This window comes from Streptomyces thermoviolaceus (genome assembly GCF_045209695.1).
GTDB classification, from domain to species: domain Bacteria; phylum Actinomycetota; class Actinomycetes; order Streptomycetales; family Streptomycetaceae; genus Streptomyces; species Streptomyces thermoviolaceus.
On record NZ_CP109280.1, the window covers coordinates 902,669 to 918,415 of the forward strand.

Here is a 15,747-nt window from a genome sequence, read left to right on the forward strand (position 1 = left end):
GCCGCCGGACTCCTGGCGGCGGCCACCGAAGACCCGCCGGATGGCATATCATTCGCAGATGCAGGAATACCGCATCAGGACAGCCACGGCCGCCGACCTCGAGGAGGCGCGGGCCGTGATGCTCGACACCGTCTACCGCGACTTCGGGACCGGCTACGTGCCACGCTGGCACGCGGACATCATCGATCTGCAGTCGTTCTACGTCGTCCCACCCCGGCACACCCTGCTGGTCGCGGTGGACGAGCAGGACGGGACGGTGGCCGCCACGGCCGCGCTCGACGGGCGGGGACCGGCGCATCCGCCGAACCCGCGGTGGCTGGCCGAGCGGTACCCGTCGGGTGAGACCGCGCAGCTCAGGCGGGTGTACACGCGCCCGGAGCACCGGCGGCGCGGGCTGGCCCGGCAACTGGTGGACAGGCTGCTGGACTTCGCGCGGGCGGACGGCGGCTACCGGTCGGTGTACTTGCACACGTACCCGCACTCGCCCGGCGCGATGGGTCTGTGGCAGACGCTCGGCAAGGTCGTCTGCGACGAGAGGGAGGACGCGCCCGGCGGCGGCAGTGGCGTCGTCCACTTTGAGATCCCTCTTGTTTAAACGAAAACCATTTTCGTAAGATGCCGGTCGATGTAGGCCGAAACACCCGTACGGGAACGTCCGGCCCTGGAAAGACAGAACGAAGACCATGAGATCTTCCCGCCGTCGGCTGATAGCCGGCCTGCTGCTCGCCCCCTTGCTCTCCGGCTGCTTCGCCGCCAGCGACGACGACTCGTCCTCGGACTCCTCCGGCTCGGGTGAGGGCGGGCGCCTGCGTGTGGCGCTCGCCTTCCAGCCGACGGAGAACTACTCACCGTACGGCGGCCAGGACTCCTTCATCCTGTCCCGGCTGGGTGTGAGCGAGGGGCTGGCCCGGCTGGACGCCAACGGCACCGCGGTCCCCGCGCTCGCCGAGTCGTGGAGCAGCGAACAGGGCGGCAAGAGCTGGGTGTTCACGCTGCGGGATGCCAAGTTCCAGGACGGCAGTAAGGTCACCGCGAAGGCCGTCGCCGCCGCGCTCACCCACGCCGCCGCGGCCGACCCGGCGCCGCCCGCGATCTCCGATGTGAAGCTGACCGCCGAGGCCGTGGGCGACGACCAGGTGAAGGTCGGCGCAGGCGAGGCCGACCCGATGCTGCCGCTGCGGCTGACCAACCCCAGCCTCGCGGTGTTCTCCCCCAAGGCGTATGGCAAGGACGGCAAGGTGAACCCGGTCGGCACTGCCACCGGCCCCTTCGAACTCACCAAGACCACCGGGGACACGGCGGCCGCCTTGGACCGCTACGACGACTACTGGGGCGGGCGCGCCCAGGCTTCCGGCATCGACGTGAAGTTCGTCTCGGACGGCACCGCCCGCGCCAACGCCCTGCGCACCGGGGACGTGGACATCGCCGAGGCTCTGCCCGTCGCGCAGGTCGCCTCCCTGGACAAAGACACCGTCCACGAGATCAACACCGCGCGGAACAGCAGCCTGTTCCTCAACACCCAAAAGGGCGTCTTCACCGACGCGGGGCTGCGGGCCGCCGCGCGCGAGGCGATCGACACCTCCGCCGTCGCCAAGGGCGTGTACGACGGGTACGCCGAGCCCGCCAAGGGGCTGTTCGGCCCCGCGCTGACCTGGGCGGCCGGCAAACGGTCCGAGCCGACCGGGCGAGCCAAGGCCACCGACCCCAAGGGCAAGAGCATCACCATCGCCACCTACGACGACCGGCCCGAACTGCCCGAGACCGCCCAGGTGCTCCAACAGCAGCTCCAGAAGGCCGGGTTCAAGGTGAAGCTGGAAGTGCGCACCTACGCGCGCCTCGAAAGCGACCTGCTGGCCAAGAAGTTCGACGCCGCCATCTCCACCCGCAACATGATGCTCGACACCGGCGACCCGGTCACCGTCCTGGCCAGCGACTACACCTGCGACGGCAGCTACAACCTGTCGTTCCTGTGCGACAAGAAGGTCGACAAGCTGGTCGCCGACGCCCAGGCCGAGTCCGACCCGGGCAAGCGTCAGGACGCCGCGATGAAGGCGGAGGCCGCGATCCTCGGCACCGACGCGGTGGTCCCCCTGGCGCACCTGAAGGCCATCGTGGGTATCGGTACGTCCGTCGAGGGCGGCGTACTCGACCCGTACGAGCGGCAGCTCGTCGGCACCGGGACCCGGCGCTGAACCCCATGGCCAGGCCCCTTTCCGCCGCCCTGCGCGCGCTCGCGCGGGGCGGCGGCCTCACGCTGCTGTGGCGGGCCCTGCTGACGGGTGGGCTGGTGTGCGCGATCGGCCTGCTGCCGTGGCTGTCGCGCACCGACCCGGCGCTGACCGTGCTCAAGGCCCGCTCGGCGGAGCGCGACCCCACTCCCGAGACGCTGCGGGCCATCCGCGACGAACTCGGCCTGGGTGACGGCCCGTTGGCGCTGCTCGGCCGCTGGCTGGGCGGTCTGCTGCGGGGGGACGCGGGCCGGTCCTGGGTGTCGGACACCGAGGTGCTGCCCGCCACAGTCCAGGCCCTCGGTGTGTCCCTGCTGCTGATGGCGGGGGCCGTCCTGGTCGCCCTGGCCACGGTCGCGGTGGTGTGCGCCCGCACCCTGTGGCTCGGCTCGCGGCGCCGCCTCGGCACAGGCGGCCCGGGCGGTACCGGGTCGGCGGTGCTGGCCGCGCTGCCGGAGTTCCTCATCGCCTCCGTACTGGCCTCCGTCGTCGGCGTGCAGCTGGGCTGGCTGCCCGCCCTGGGCTGGTACGGCCCCCAGTGGATGATCCTTCCCGCCCTCGCCCTCGGCCTGCCCGCCGGAGCCCTCCTCGGGCGGATGCTGGACGACCTGCTGCCCGCCGCGTTCGCCGAGCCCTGGGCGCTGGCCGCCGCCGCGCGCGGAATACCGCCCGGTTCCGTGGCCCGGCAGACGCTGCGCCGCTGCGTGCCCGGACTGCTGCCCAATCTGGGACTGTTCGTGGTCGGCCTGACCGGCGGCGCCGTTGCCATCGAGCAGATCTTCGACATCCCGGGCTTGGGCCGGCTCACCCTGCGTGCCGCGCTCGCCCAGGACCTGCCCGTCCTGCAGACCGGCACGCTCGCGCTCGTCGCGCTCGCGGCAGCAGCCGCTCTGCTGGCCCGGCTGGGAGTGCGGTGGCTGATCGGGCCCGCTCTGCGCGACGGCGCCCTGCACTCCCTGCACCGGCCGACCCCGCCCGCCCCGCGCGTCGTACCTCTCGTCTACGCGCTGGTGCTCGCCACGGTCATCGGCCTCGGCCTGCCCCGCGACCCGCTTGCCCTGGACACCACCGCCAAACTCCAAGTCCCCTCCGCCGCACACCCCTTCGGCACCGACGCGCTCGGCCGTGACGTCCTCGCCCGCGTCGCGCACGGCGCGCTCGACACCCTCGGCATCGCCCTCGCGGTGAGCGCCGCAGCCCTGCTGACCGGCGTCCTGCTGGGCCTGTTGCCCCGCCTGTCCGGACCCCTGGTCGACACCGTCAACGCGGTCCCACCCGTCCTGGCCGCCCTCCTCGTCACCGGCATCGCGGGCAGCGGCCCCTGGACCCCCGCCCTCGCGGTCGCCGTCGTCGCCTGGTCCCCGCTGGCCACCCACACCTCCTCCCTCCTGCGGCAGGAGCGCGCCACCCTTCACCTGACCGCGACCCGCGCCCTCGGCGCCGACCGCTGGTACCTGATCTGGCACGAACTGCTCCCCGCCGTCCTGCCACCCGTCGTCCGCCACGCCCTCCTCCGGCTGCCCGGCATCGCCCTGAGCCTCGCCGCCCTGGGCTTCCTCGGCCTCGGCTCCCAGCCCCCCTCTCCCGAGTGGGGCCTGCTGCTGGCCGAGAACCAGCCGTACGTCGAACGCGCCCCCTGGGCCGTCCTCGCCCCCGCCGCCGTCCTCGCCCTCCTCGGCGCGCTCGCTGTGACCTCAGCGGGCGGAGTGCGTCTGCCCCGGCTGAAGCCGCAACGTCCGCCGAGCACACGGCCCGGCCCTCCCGCCACGCGGGTGACGCCGGGCACGCAGCCGCCGCGCGCTGACGCCACTCTCACCGCCGTATCCGCCTCCCCCGCAGAAACCCCATGACCGACCTGCTCTCCCGCATACGCCCCCGCCGATCGGCCGCGAAGTCCCCCCGCGAGCGGACATGGAAGCACCTGTCCCCGCTGCTGCGGCTGCTGATCCTCACCCAACTCGCTTTCAACATCGGCTTCTACGCCGTCCTGCCGTTCCTCGCCGCACACCTCGGCACCGCCATCGGCATGGCCGGCTGGATGGTCGGCTTCGTCCTCGGCCTCAGAACCTTCAGCCAGCAGGGCCTCTTCGTCGTCGGCGGCTCGCTCGTCGACCGCTACGGCGTACGCCCCATAGTCCTGGTCGGGTGCGTGCTGCGCATCGCCGGGTTCGCCTGGCTCGGGTACGCGGAGCAGACCTGGGCGGTGATCGGCGCGGTGCTGCTGATCGGGTTCGCCGCCGCGCTGTTCTCACCGGCGGTGGAGTCCGAAGTGGCCCGGCAGGCGGTGATCTGGGAAGAAGAGGGCCACGGTTCACGCACCCGGGTGCTGGCCCTGCTCAGCGCGGCCGGACAGGCCGGTGCCTTCGTCGGCCCGCTGCTCGGCGCCCTGCTCCTCGCCGTGGACTTCCGCACCGCCTGCCTCGCCGGGGCCGCCGTCTTCGTCCTCGTCCTGGCCGGGCACATCCGGCTGATGCCACAGCACATCCCCGGCCGGATCCGCACCCGGCAGCGGGGCGGGGCCCGCGCGCTGCTACGCAACCGCCCCTTCCTCGCCCTGTGCTGCGCCTACGGCACCTACCTGCTCGCCTACAACCAGCTCTACCTCGCCCTCCCCGACGAGGTACAGCGCGCGACCGGCTCCCAGGCGGCCCTGTCCTGGCTCTTCGCCCTGTCCTCCCTGCTGGTCGTCTGCGCCCAAATGCCCGTCACGCGTTGGGCCGGCGACCGGCTCGACCTGCGCCGCTCCATGGCATGGGGGCTGCTGCTCATCGCGGCCGGCTTCGCCGTCGTCGCCGCGGCCCGGCCCGCCGAGTGGACGGGCATCGCGGGGCTGCTGCCCGCCGCCGGGTACGTCGTCCTGCTCACCCTCGGCCAGATGCTGGTCGTCCCGGCCGCCCGCGCCTGGGTCCCCGACCTCGCCGAGGACGGCCGACTCGGCCTCTACACCGGCGCCCTGTCCTCCGTCTCCGGCCTGATCGTCCTCCTCGGCAGCTCCGCCACCGGCTCCCTCCTCGACCTCGGCCTCCCGGCCGCCGTCCCATGGCTGATCCTCGCCGCTGTACCCGCCCTGGCGGTGGCACTGCTGCCCCACCGCCCGGGAAAAGCCGAGAGCGCCGCAGGAGCAGGCGCGGCGCCGGAGCGCTGACGCCTACCGCCCACTCGGAGCTTCGTCACCGCCATCACAAGGCGCCCCGCACAGAGGACCTCCCCTGGCCAGGCCGCGGCCCGGCTCGCGTTGCCCTGCTCCCGCATGAGCTGGGACCGCATCCCGGCACCGGGGGGCCGCGGCGTAGGCGCCGCCCGCCGGAGAGCAGGCCGCGCCGGTCCCTTCGGGTGCCGCAGGGGCCGGCGCAACCCTCTGTCTCGCTCCGGTCTCAGGCAGTCCCGCTCCGGCGGCTCCGAAGCCACCATGTTCCGCCGCCGAGGACGATGACGGCCGCTCCGATGCCGAGGAGCACGGCAAGCGGCACGCCGCCGTCTCCGTCCGTGTCGTCCGCGACGGCCTCCCCCGACTCCTCGGACGTCCCGGCCGACGGCTCACCCGAGGCGGTGTCGGGCGAGGGGGCGGCCGTGGTGGGCTCCTGCGTGGGGCTGGGACTGACGGGCTTCGCACCCGGTGCGGCAGGCTTCAGCTGCAGAACGGGCGCGGGGTTCCCGTGACCGTGGCCGTGGTCGTCCTCGGCGTTGTCCTCCAGTTCGATCCAGCGGTCCACCCGGCCGTCGCTGTAGCTCTGCAGGGTCTTGAAGACAAGCTCCTTCGCATCGGGCAACTGCCGCACGACGACGACGTACTCGGCGTCCTCACCCACAGCGAGCTTCGGCCCCGAGACGGTGTAACCCGGGCTGGTGGGAGCGAGCTTCCAGTCCTCGGGGCCTTCCTTGTAGGTGATGTCGTCCGCGGTGATGCCGTCGGGGAGGACCACCTCCAGCTTGGTGATGCCCGCGGAGCTCGACTCCGAGGCGGCGGAGAAGGTCAGCGCGACGTTCTGGTCGAGAGCCCGGGCGCCCTCCGCCTCGACCTCGGCGTGGGCTGCGGCCGGTCCCGCGGTGGCGACAGTGACCGCGAGCGTGACCGCGGTGAGGGCGCCGAGCCGGCGCAGGCTACGTACCAAGGTCGGGCGATGCACGGGGAACTCCCTCGTTCTTGTGGTGTGGGGGCTGCATTCAAGCGCAGGGCAGGCCCTGCGGCCAGGGCGATGCCGTCGGCCGACGGCTCAGGCCACAGTGCTTCGCATGGATTCCGTCACCTCGTAGCCCGCCTCGACGATCGCCGCTCGCACGGCGTCGGCGTCGACCGACTCCCCGCGTACGGTCACCAGGCCCGCCGGGACGTCGACATCGACGTCGGTGACGCCGGGTACTTCCACCACTTCTTCGGTGATGCTCGCCGCGCAGTGGCCGCAGCTCATGCCGGACACGGTGTAGGTCTGCTCAGCCATGGAGGGTGCTCCTGCTCTTCTGTTTGCCGTATTTGTCGTGTTGCCGTGTTGATCGTGCAGGTCTGGCCCGTCCACGAGGCGGTGGAACGAGCCGGGTTGCTGCCGCCCGGAGCATGGTCCGGACGGCAGCAATGTGGGGCCGGTCAGGCCGCGGCGGCCGCCGGTGTGCCGCGCTCGGCGTCGTCGAGCCACTCGATCAACGAGGTGCGCGCACGGGCGACCCGTGAGCGCACCGTGCCGACGGGGCAGTCACTGACCCCGGCCGCCTCCGCGTAGGGCAGCCCGACCAGCTGGGTGAGGACGAATGCCTCGCGGCGGTCGTCCGGAAGCGCGTCCAGCAGCTCGGCGAGGGCGATGCCGTCGTCGAAGCCGGGCAGACCGCGCGGCTGGACCCGCTCGGCGGCCGACTGCCAGTCGTCGGTGTCCGACAGGCGGGGACGGGAGGTGGTGTAGCGGACGCTGTCGATCACCGCGCGGCGGGCGATGGACAGCAGCCAGGTACGGGCCGAGGAGCGTCCCTCGAACCGGTGCAGGCTGCCCAGTGCCCGCAGAAAGGTGTCCTGGGTCAGGTCGTCGGCGCTCTGGGGGTCGGCGCCGAGGAACGTCACGTAGCGGCGGACGTCCCGCTGCAGGGCGCGGACGAAGAGGTCGACGGCGTCGGGGTCGCCGCCGCGGGCGGCGAGTGCCAAGGCCGTGATCGACTCGTCCTTGGACTCCTCTCTCGATTTGTCGTGTGCTGAAGACAACGCAGGGGTGATCACCTGGTGTCTCTCCTTCTCGGGGATCCAGGAAAACCGGTGTACGGGCCTGCGCGCGCGGATCAGCGGGCGGCACGGCGCACACCGTGAAGGGATGGAGCCGGGCACGGGAGTGCGCGGCCGATGCCCGAGGCCGCGAGGTGACGGCTCCGCCATACACCGACGGACGTCACCGAATTGCCTCGGGAAACCAGCTGTCGTCAGGCGACAGCGGTCCCCGTGGGCGGTCCCCGATAGCTGATCGCGTGGGTGAGAAGGAGCTGCCGCAGTACGCGTTCCGGACGTCCCCTGCGGACCCGGACGCGTGGCCGGTGCGGCGGCGCGGGCGGCCGGAGGATCAGGCGCAGTGGTGCGACGAGCCAGCCGGCGAGCGCCCGCAGGATGCGGAAGGCGGCGCGTTCGCCGTGGGCGAGCCACAGGCCGCACAGCAGCGCGGCCAGCAGGTGGGCGGCGAGCATGCCGGTCGAGGACATGCCGCCCATCCCCTGGTGCAGGGAGTGGGCGGCACCCATGTGGTCCATCGACCCCATGGAGTGCATGGCACCCATCCCGTGGTCCATGGAGCCCATGGACGCCGACATGGCGTCATGCGCCGCTCCCGGTCCCGGCGGCGCATCGCACAGCAGGTAGCCCAGCCACTGCCGGCCGAGGGACGTGCTGTCGGACGTCTGTGGGTGTACGAGCGCCTGGGCGAGCGAGAACGACGCGTGGAGTGCGGCCTGGGCGGCGACCGTGACGGCGCCGACGAGGACCGGTCCGCGTTCCCGGTCGGCCAGCCGCAAGGCCATGCCGCCGGTCGCAGCCGCTCCCGCGGCCAGGGCCCACCAGGGCACCGCAGTCTCCGACATCATGACGTGGCCCAGGGAGGTGAGCAGCACGCAGACGGCCGCGAACACAGCGGCCCTCAGCGTGCGACAACACCACCCAGCAGTCATGGCGGCCTCATCCTCGCAGTCCGGGTTTCACGCGTCTCGGGAGGGTACGGAAACGTCCCTGGTGTCCGACTCAATCCAGCCGCTGTGATCCACGCCACATCAGGCGGCGGGAACTCGTGGGTCGTTCCTCCCGACTCCTGCCGAGGACCCGGGAAATACCGCCGGGATGGAGCAGGGGTTGGGGAGGGGCGCCGGTGGCGGCGGAGCAGAGTGAGATCCGGACGCCGGCGGAAAGCGGCCCCGAGCGGGGGACCACGGCCATGACCGCGCTGCTGACGTGTGCCATGGCCTTCTCGATGATGCAGTTGTTCCTGCTCGGTGCCCTGGGCCCGCGGCTCGTGGACGACCTGGATGTGTCGCCGACCGTGCTGGGCCTGACCACGACCGTCGGCTTCGGCGCCGCCGCCGTGCTCTCGCCGGTCGGAGGGCGCGTGGTGGACCGGGTCGGCCCGCGCCGCTGCCTGGTCGCGCTGCTGCTGGTGTCCGCGCTGGCCCTGGCACTCATCGGGTCCGCCCCGGGGACGGGGTTCTTGATGGCGGCGGTCGCGCTGGGCGGCCTGCCGCAGGCACTGGCCAACCCCGCCACGAACAAGACGATCCTCGCGGCCGTTCCCGCCGACCGCCGGGGCTCGGTGACCGGGACGAAGCAGTCGGGCGTACAGCTGGGCGCGTTCGCCGCCGGGCTGCCGCTGGCCGCGCTGGCCGGGGCCGTCGGCTGGCGGGGCGCGGTGTGGACGGCCGCCGCGACGGCCGTGGTGGCCGCGGTGTGGGCGGCGCGTGCGCTGCCCGCCGACCCGCCCCCGAAGTACGCGCCCGCCTCCTGGATCCCCCGGGGGACCATCGCCTGGCTGGCCGTCTTCTCGCTGCTGCTGGGCTGCGGCATCGCCTCCGTGAACACCTACCTCGCCCTGTACGGCGTGCGCAGGCTGGACCTCGGCCCGACGGCGGCCGCCGCCCTGGTGGCGGTGCTGGGCGTCGCGGGGATCGCCGGACGGGTGGGCTGGTCCAAGGTCGCCGGGCAGCCCGGGCGCGCGCTGTGGCTGCCGGGCGGACTGGCGGCCGGAGCGGTGGGGGCTGCGCTGCTGCTCGCGGCTTCTGCGTACGCGCATCCGCTGGCGTGGGTCGCTGCGGTGGCTGTGGGCGTCTTCGCCGTGGCCGCGAACGCGGTCTCGATGGTGCTGGTGATGCAGCGTGCGGCGCCCGGCCGGGCCGGTCAGGACTCGGCGCTGGTCTCGGCCGGCTTCTTCGCCGGGTTCGCGATCGGTCCACCACTGTTCGGCCTGCTGGCCGCCGCCGGGCACTACGCGACGGGGTGGCTGCTGGTCGCCGGTGAGTTCGCGGGCGCGGGCGTGGTGGCGCTGGTTTGGGCGGTGCGGGAGCGGCGATCGGCCGTACGGCGATGAGCGCGGCCGATGCGGCCAAGGGCCGAACGGGCACGACCGCCAGCATCCCCGACTGGGCCGGCCCCGCGCTGGAGTCCGTCCTCGGCCGGGTGGCTGTCACCCGGACGGAAGTCGGCGACCGCTTCCCGCTGTTCGCGGACCCTGACACAGGCCGGTGGACGACGACCGGGAGGGGCTCGTGGACGGGCGGCTTCTGGGCGGGGCTGTTGTGGCTCCACGCCCGCTACACGCGGAGAGTGTCCGATCGCGAGGCCGCGGCACGCTCCACAGACCGGCTCACGGAATGGGTTGACGCCGACACGGCCACCCGTGGACTGATCTTCTGGTACGGCACTGCCCTCGCCGACACCCCTGAGGCCGCCGCTCTACGCGTGCGCGCGGCCCACGCCTGCCGGGACGCCTACGATCCCGAACTCGGACTCGTTCCTTGGGGCGCTGCGTTCGGCGGGCCCCGTCTCCTGGCCCGGGTGGACGGCGTGCCCGGCACGGTCCCGCTGCTGGCCTCGGTCGACCCTCAGGCGGCCCGATCCCATCTGTACTGTCACCTCGAACTCTGTCTGAGCAAGGGCCCGTTCTGCTGGACCTGGCAGTACGAGCCGCCTGTCGGCTGGGCACCCTGCGACGCTCCGCCGCCCGGCTGGAGCCGAGGCCGCGCCTGGCTGCTGCTGGCAGTCGCCGAGGCCGCGCACCGTCTCGACGGCGACGATCTCGCGGAGGCCGCAAGGCGGTTGCTCCCCGCGCCAGTTGTGCCGCCGGCCGATGAGGCACACCTCGACAGCCCTCCCGACACCTCCTCCGCCGCCGTCACCGCGGTGGCCCTGCTCAAGCTCGGCCACCGCGAGCAGGCCCTCGCACTGCTGCACGAACTGGTCAGCACCCATGTCACGGCGGACGGCCGTCTCCTGAACGGCTGATACGACCTCGCTGCCGGAACGGCGACACGACACGAACTGGTCTGGGGTGACTTCTTCCTCGCGTACGCGCTCGCCGCGCTCACGGGTCTCGTCGACGCGCACGACGCGTAGGTCCACGCCAAGCCACGTCCGCCAAAGCGGTGGAACTCGGTCGTTGCCCCGAACGACCACTGGTACGCGGGCGGTTCACCAGCCGTACCTCGGTTCCGAAGGCCACGCGGGCCGGACGACTCTCACCTGTCGACCACGGCAGCCCACGAGCAGCGACCGCGGGCTGCCGTGGTCGACAGGGAGAACGTCCTGACGGCACACCTTAGGTGGTGCGCAGGACCCGCCGTGCGACTGACGTGATGTGCAGTTCGTCCGGGCCGTCGAGGATCCGGGCCGCCCTGCCGGTGCGGAACAGGGCAGGCAGCGCGGTGTCCGGGCCGAGGCCCGCGGCTCCGTGCACCTGGATCGCAGCGTCGGCCACCTGCTGAAGGGTGCGGGCGGCTGCCACCTTGGCCAGACCCACCTCCACGTGGGCGTCGAGTCCCGCGTCCAGGCGGGCCACGGCCTCGTACACGAGTGGACGGGTCGTCCGCAGGGCGAGCAGCGACTCGAAAACGTGGCGCTGAACGAGCTGGAGGTCGCCGAGCGGGCCTCTCGAGCGGGTACGGGTCATCGCGCGCTCGCGCATCAGGTCGAAGGCCCGCGCTGCCTGCCCAAGCCAGCGCAGGCAGCGCAGGGTCCGGCCGAGTTGGAGCCGTTCGCCCGCGACGGCCAGGGCCTTGCCGCGCTCGCCGATGAGGTGGTCGCCGTCGACCACGACCTGGTCCAGGGCGATCTCCCACTGCCCGCTCGCCCCGAACACCGGCAGTGCCCGCACCACGCGGAAGCCGGGCGAGCCGGACGGGACGAGAAGCAGCGACAGCCCGTCACGGTCCACCGGTTCACCGTCGGTGCGGGCGAGCACCGTGACCAGGTGGGCGTCGGCCGCCCCACTGGTGAACCACTTCCGCCCGCTCACCCGCCAGGTCCCGTCCTCTCCGGGCACGGCGCGAGTGGCCGTGAGGAAGGGATCCGTACCCGGTGTGTCCGGCTCGGTCATCGCATAGCAGGCCCGCATGTCCCCGGCGACCAGGCGCTCGGCGTATCGGTCACGGACGCCGGAGCTGCCGTGGCGCCACAGCATCAGTGTGTCGAGCAGGGGTGCCGAGCCGAGGGCGGCCGGTCCGTGGTTGCTGGCTCCCTCGGCCTCGGCGACATGGGCGTACGAGCGCAGTGGCAGCCCCTGGCCGCCGAGTTCCGTGGGAAGCGGGAGCGCCCACAGCCCCTCGGTCCTGGCCTCTTCCTGTAGTTGCCGCAGGGTGGCGGCGGCTTCGGGGCCGCCGGCGTCCAGCACTGGCTCGTGGGGCACCACCCGGTCGCGTACGAAGGCAGCGACGAGATCTCTCAACTCCACTGTGTCCGCCGGGCATTGCGGCGCCCCGGTGATGTCCTGCATACGGATTTCTCCTCAATTTCTCGACAGCCGCGGGAACCCCGGACGCCGACCGTCCGACTCCCTCTCCGTGGAACTGGTCGGAGGCGATCGCCCCCGGGTTCCCGCGCGTCAGGAAAGGAGAGGCATGGCAACTCCAGCCACACCGGCCATCGCGCGGACGGCCGGACCGCTCGACGGACTCCGCTTTGAGGGTTCGGGTCCGCCGGGCGCGGCGGACGCCCTGGTCGCGGAGCATCTACGACTGCTCGGCGCCCGGACCGACGGCGGCTCGGGAGGACGGTTCACCATCACCGGGCGCGACATGGGCGAGGTCAGCGCCGGCACCACCTGGGGTGAGACGGCAACCGACGAAGCCACCGCCCAAGCGGCCATCGGCATCATGGCGGTGCACGGCCGTCGCGACGGCACCCCGCGCGGTCTCGCCGTCGACTACGCCGCCACCGCCACCGGTGTCCTCGCCGTGCAGGGCATGCTGGCCGGACTGCTGGCGCGGGCGCGCGGGGGCAGGCACATCACGCAGGTCGAGGTGAGCGCCGAGCGGGCCGGTCTGCTCACCGTCTCCCAGTACCTGGCCGCCGCCGGGGCCGAGGAGGGCGAGGCAGCCGAACTCGCGCCAGGTGGGCCGCCGTTCACCTCGGCCGACGGAACCGTCTTCGAGTTGGAGACGCTCGACCCGGGGGTGTGGGCGGCGTTCTGGCGCGCCCTCGACGCTCCCGAGAAGGCGATACGCCGGGGGTGGCGGCCCTTCCAGTTCCGGTACGCCACCGCCTGCGCGCCCTTCCCCCAGGTGCTGCACGAGGCTGTGCGGGCGAGCACCTGGGAGCGGATCCGGCACTCCGCCGAATCATCCGGCGCTGATGTGTGCCCGCTGCACTCGCTCGCCGAGCGGGCGGCCGAGTACGACGGGGCGGCGCCCTGGAAGCTGACCCCGTACGACGCCACGTACTCCCCCGCAAGGGCCACCACCGGCGACCTGCCCCTCGCCGGATTCACCGTCCTGGAAGCCGGCCGCCGCATCCAGGCCCCGCTCGCCGCCCACGTCCTGGGCCTGCTGGGCGCGGAGGTGATCCGGATCGAGCCGCCGGGCGGCGACCCCTTGCGCGGCATGCCGCCCGCCTGTTCAGGCGTCTCGGCGCGGTGGCTCGCGCTGAACCGGGGCAAAAAGGCCGTCGAGGTGGACATCAAGTCCCCCTCCGACCGGGAGCGGCTGCGCGAGATGGCCGCCGGTGCGGATGTGTTCCTGCACAACTGGGCGCCGGGCAAGGCCGCCCAGCTCGGCCTCGACCACGAGGACCTGGCCGCGGCCAACCCCGCGCTCGTCTACGCGTACACCAGCGGCTGGGCAGGCCGACTGGCCGACGCCCCCATGGGCACCGACTTCATGGTCCAGGCCCGCACCGGGGTTGGCGAGGCCGTACGGCCCGCCGACGAGGCTCCCGCGCCGTCCCTGATGACGCTGCTGGACGTCCTCGGCGGACTCCTCGGGGCCGAGGCGGTCCTCGCGGGCCTGCTGCTGCGCGAGCGCACGACGCACGGCGTGTGCGTGGATTCATCCCTGCTCGGTGCCGCCGACGTGCTCACCGCTCCCGCTCGGGCCCGGGCCGCGCAAGGACTCGACCCGCGCCGGCCGGCGGGGTTCCGCCGCCCGTTGCGCACCGCCGACGGCTGGATCGCCCTCGCCGACCACTCCGCGATCCCGTACGACGTGAGCGAACTGCCCACAGATCAGGCGCTGGAGCGGCTGCGCGACCGCGGCCTGGCCGCCGTCCCGGTCGTCACCGACCTCGCCGATCTCCTCGCCTCCGGTTCGATCAGCTGTGACGCACACGGCGCGCCCGCCGTCCCGACCCCCTGGAGCTTCGCATGACCGTGGACCTGCACGACCTGCTGCCCGCCGAGCTGCGCCGCGCCTGGGCCCTCGACGGCACCTGCCCCGACCTCGACCTGTACAGCCTCTACCGTGCCCGCCAGATCGCCGACCTGCACCGCACCGCGGTCCTCGACGCCAAGGGCAAGCTCTGTTACACGGCCCTGGACCGCAAGGTGCGATGTCTGGCCGCCGGGCTGTCCGGGCTCGGCATACGCCCCGGTGACGTGGTCGGCATACAACTCCCCAACGGCCGCAACGCCGTCATCGCCGACCTCGCCCTCGCCGCCTTGGGCGCCATCGCCCTGCCCTTCCCGGTCGGCCGCGGCGAGCGCGAGGCGGCCTCGCTGCTGCGCAGAGCCGAGGCGGTCGCCGTCATCGCCCCCACCGAGCACCGCGGCAACCACCACGCCGCCGACCTGCTCCCGCTGACCAGTGAGCTGCCCGCCCTGCGCACCGTGATCGCCGCCGGACCCGGTACAGCCCCGGACGGCACCGTCGCCTTCTCCGCCCTGCTGCGCACCGACCCGAAGTCCTTCACCGCGGCCCGCCCCGACCCCGACTCCGCCGCGCGCATCCTGGTCTCCTCCGGCTCCGAGGCGGAGCCGAAGATGGTGGCGTACTCGCACAACGCCCTCGCCGGGGGACGCGGCAACTTCCTCGCCTCCCTCATCCCTGACCACCAACCGCCACGTTGCCTCTTCCTCGTCCCGCTCGCCTCCGCCTTCGGTAGCAACGGCACCTCCGTCGCCCTCGCCCGGCACGGCGGCACGCTCATCCTGCTCGACCACTTCACCCCCGAAGCGGCCCTGGACGCGCTCGCCGAGCATGAGCCGACCCACGTCCTGGGCGTGCCGACCATGATCCGGATGATGCTGGACCGGATCGCGGAGGGACACCAGCCGGCGTTCACTCCCCCGACAGCCGTCATCGTCGGCGGCTCACCGCTGGACGAGGCCACGGCAGAGGAAGCCCGGCGCGTCTTCGGCTGCCCGGTCGTGAACCTCTACGGCTCCGCCGACGGCGTCAACTGCCACACCGGACTGGGCGACCAGCCCCTGCGCGGGGAAGGGCCGGGCATCCTCGCGGGTCACCCGGACCCGCGCGTCGCCGACATACGCATAGCCGTCCCCGGCACACCCGACCTGCAGGAGGCGCCGAAGGGCTCCGTCGGGGAGATCGTCGCCCGCGGCCCGATGACCCCGCTGTGCTACGTCGCCGCCCCCGCCCTCGACGCCCGCTACCGCACCGCCGACGGCTGGGTACGCACCGGCGACCTCGGCCTCATCGAGGAGGACGGGAACCTGCGGATCGTGGGCCGTCTGAAGGACGTAGTCATCCGGGGCGGCGCCAACATCAGCCCGGCCGAGGTGGAGATCGAACTCGCCACGCACCCGCTCGTCCGGGACGTGGTGTGCGTCGGTGTGCCGGATCCGCTGATGGGTGAGCGGCTGGCGGCCTGCGTCGTACCGCGGGGCGAGGCGCCCACGCTGGAGGAGCTGTCCGCTCATCTGGACGCGCGGGGCCTGGAGCGACGCAAGCACCCCGAACGGCTGCTGATCGTCGATCAGTTGCCGCTGACCCCGGCGGGCAAGCCGGACCGGGCACTGCTGCGGGAGCGGTGCTCCGCGCAGGTGTCGGAGTCTCTGGCGCAGGCCGGCTGACCCGTACCAGACGTGGGAGGGGCGCCCGGGAATCTCCCGGGCGCCCCGCACTC

At 73.0% G+C, this 15,747-nt stretch carries 13 protein-coding genes; 8 read left to right on the forward strand and 5 right to left on the reverse strand.

Annotation, left to right across the window (positions count from 1 at the left end; genetic code table 11):
- Positions 1-58 precede the first annotated feature (58 nt).
- From OG899_RS04010 to OG899_RS04025, 4 genes are all read left to right on the forward strand, one after another.
- A complete protein-coding gene (locus OG899_RS04010; RefSeq protein WP_125498532.1) occupies positions 59-595 on the forward strand; it encodes a GNAT family N-acetyltransferase in 537 nt (178 codons plus the stop codon).
- Between the two features lie 88 nt (positions 596-683).
- Positions 684-2,192 (forward strand): ABC transporter substrate-binding protein, encoded by a 1,509-nt coding sequence (locus tag OG899_RS04015; RefSeq protein ID WP_125498531.1) that lies wholly within the window; start codon positions 684-686, stop codon positions 2,190-2,192.
- 5 nt (positions 2,193-2,197) lie between these two features.
- On the forward strand, positions 2,198-4,078 hold the full coding sequence (locus OG899_RS04020; RefSeq protein ID WP_168131777.1) for an ABC transporter permease subunit: 1,881 nt from the start codon (positions 2,198-2,200) through the stop codon (positions 4,076-4,078).
- On the forward strand, positions 4,075-5,373 hold the full coding sequence (locus OG899_RS04025; protein ID WP_125498529.1) for an MFS transporter: 1,299 nt from the start codon (positions 4,075-4,077) through the stop codon (positions 5,371-5,373). The genes OG899_RS04020 and OG899_RS04025 overlap by 4 nt, the downstream gene beginning before the upstream one ends.
- A gap of 229 nt (positions 5,374-5,602) precedes the next feature.
- Here the strand turns inward: OG899_RS04025 and OG899_RS04030 are convergent, their stop codons facing one another.
- From OG899_RS04030 to OG899_RS04045, 4 genes are all read right to left on the reverse strand, one after another.
- On the reverse strand, positions 5,603-6,355 hold the full coding sequence (locus OG899_RS04030) for a DUF1775 domain-containing protein (RefSeq protein ID WP_189428453.1): 753 nt from the start codon (positions 6,353-6,355) through the stop codon (positions 5,603-5,605).
- 87 nt (positions 6,356-6,442) lie between these two features.
- On the reverse strand, positions 6,443-6,667 hold the full coding sequence (locus OG899_RS04035) for a heavy-metal-associated domain-containing protein (RefSeq protein WP_125498527.1): 225 nt from the start codon (positions 6,665-6,667) through the stop codon (positions 6,443-6,445).
- A 143-nt stretch (positions 6,668-6,810) separates the two neighbouring features.
- The gene (locus tag OG899_RS04040; protein ID WP_168131775.1) at positions 6,811-7,428 is read right to left on the reverse strand and encodes a sigma-70 family RNA polymerase sigma factor; all 618 of its coding nucleotides are present in this window, start codon (positions 7,426-7,428) and stop codon (positions 6,811-6,813) included.
- A 197-nt stretch (positions 7,429-7,625) separates the two neighbouring features.
- On the reverse strand, positions 7,626-8,360 hold the full coding sequence (locus OG899_RS04045; RefSeq protein ID WP_125498525.1) for a hypothetical protein: 735 nt from the start codon (positions 8,358-8,360) through the stop codon (positions 7,626-7,628).
- Positions 8,361-8,620: 260 nt separating this feature from the next.
- Between OG899_RS04045 and OG899_RS04050 the strand changes: the two genes are divergently transcribed.
- Both OG899_RS04050 and OG899_RS04055 read left to right on the forward strand, forming a co-directional pair.
- Positions 8,621-9,763 (forward strand): MFS transporter, encoded by a 1,143-nt coding sequence (locus OG899_RS04050; protein ID WP_229814399.1) that lies wholly within the window; start codon positions 8,621-8,623, stop codon positions 9,761-9,763.
- Positions 9,760-10,677 (forward strand): sugar ABC transporter permease, encoded by a 918-nt coding sequence (locus tag OG899_RS04055; protein ID WP_308427082.1) that lies wholly within the window; start codon positions 9,760-9,762, stop codon positions 10,675-10,677. The genes OG899_RS04050 and OG899_RS04055 overlap by 4 nt, the downstream gene beginning before the upstream one ends.
- Positions 10,678-10,990: 313 nt before the next feature.
- Here the strand turns inward: OG899_RS04055 and OG899_RS04060 are convergent, their stop codons facing one another.
- Positions 10,991-12,163 carry an acyl-CoA dehydrogenase family protein gene (locus OG899_RS04060; protein ID WP_125498523.1) on the reverse strand — a complete coding sequence of 391 codons (1,173 nt, stop codon included), beginning with the start codon at positions 12,161-12,163 and terminating at the stop codon, positions 10,991-10,993.
- Between the two features lie 124 nt (positions 12,164-12,287).
- On the opposite strand from OG899_RS04060, the gene OG899_RS04065 reads away from it, so the two are divergent.
- A complete protein-coding gene (locus OG899_RS04065; protein WP_168131774.1) occupies positions 12,288-14,030 on the forward strand; it encodes a CoA transferase in 1,743 nt (580 codons plus the stop codon).
- Positions 14,027-15,694 (forward strand): class I adenylate-forming enzyme family protein, encoded by a 1,668-nt coding sequence (locus OG899_RS04070; RefSeq protein WP_125498521.1) that lies wholly within the window; start codon positions 14,027-14,029, stop codon positions 15,692-15,694. Before OG899_RS04065 ends, OG899_RS04070 begins: the two co-directional genes overlap by 4 nt.
- Positions 15,695-15,747: the final 53 nt, after the last annotated feature.

What these genes read in the sequence shown, in the direction of transcription:
- OG899_RS04065 (WP_168131774.1), top strand. Translation starts at nt 12,288, where the DNA reads ATGGCAACTCCAGCCACACCGGCCATCGCGCGGACGGCCGGACCGCTC.
- OG899_RS04010 (WP_125498532.1), top strand. Translation starts at nt 59, where the DNA reads ATGCAGGAATACCGCATCAGGACAGCCACGGCCGCCGACCTCGAGGAG.
- OG899_RS04070 (WP_125498521.1), top strand. Translation starts at nt 14,027, where the DNA reads ATGACCGTGGACCTGCACGACCTGCTGCCCGCCGAGCTGCGCCGCGCC.
- OG899_RS04045 (WP_125498525.1), bottom strand. Translation starts at nt 8,360, where the DNA reads ATGACTGCTGGGTGGTGTTGTCGCACGCTGAGGGCCGCTGTGTTCGCG.
- OG899_RS04055 (WP_308427082.1), top strand. Translation starts at nt 9,760, where the DNA reads ATGAGCGCGGCCGATGCGGCCAAGGGCCGAACGGGCACGACCGCCAGC.
- OG899_RS04035 (WP_125498527.1), bottom strand. Translation starts at nt 6,667, where the DNA reads ATGGCTGAGCAGACCTACACCGTGTCCGGCATGAGCTGCGGCCACTGC.
- OG899_RS04015 (WP_125498531.1), top strand. Translation starts at nt 684, where the DNA reads ATGAGATCTTCCCGCCGTCGGCTGATAGCCGGCCTGCTGCTCGCCCCC.
- OG899_RS04020 (WP_168131777.1), top strand. Translation starts at nt 2,198, where the DNA reads ATGGCCAGGCCCCTTTCCGCCGCCCTGCGCGCGCTCGCGCGGGGCGGC.
- OG899_RS04025 (WP_125498529.1), top strand. Translation starts at nt 4,075, where the DNA reads ATGACCGACCTGCTCTCCCGCATACGCCCCCGCCGATCGGCCGCGAAG.
- OG899_RS04060 (WP_125498523.1), bottom strand. Translation starts at nt 12,163, where the DNA reads ATGCAGGACATCACCGGGGCGCCGCAATGCCCGGCGGACACAGTGGAG.
- OG899_RS04050 (WP_229814399.1), top strand. Translation starts at nt 8,621, where the DNA reads ATGACCGCGCTGCTGACGTGTGCCATGGCCTTCTCGATGATGCAGTTG.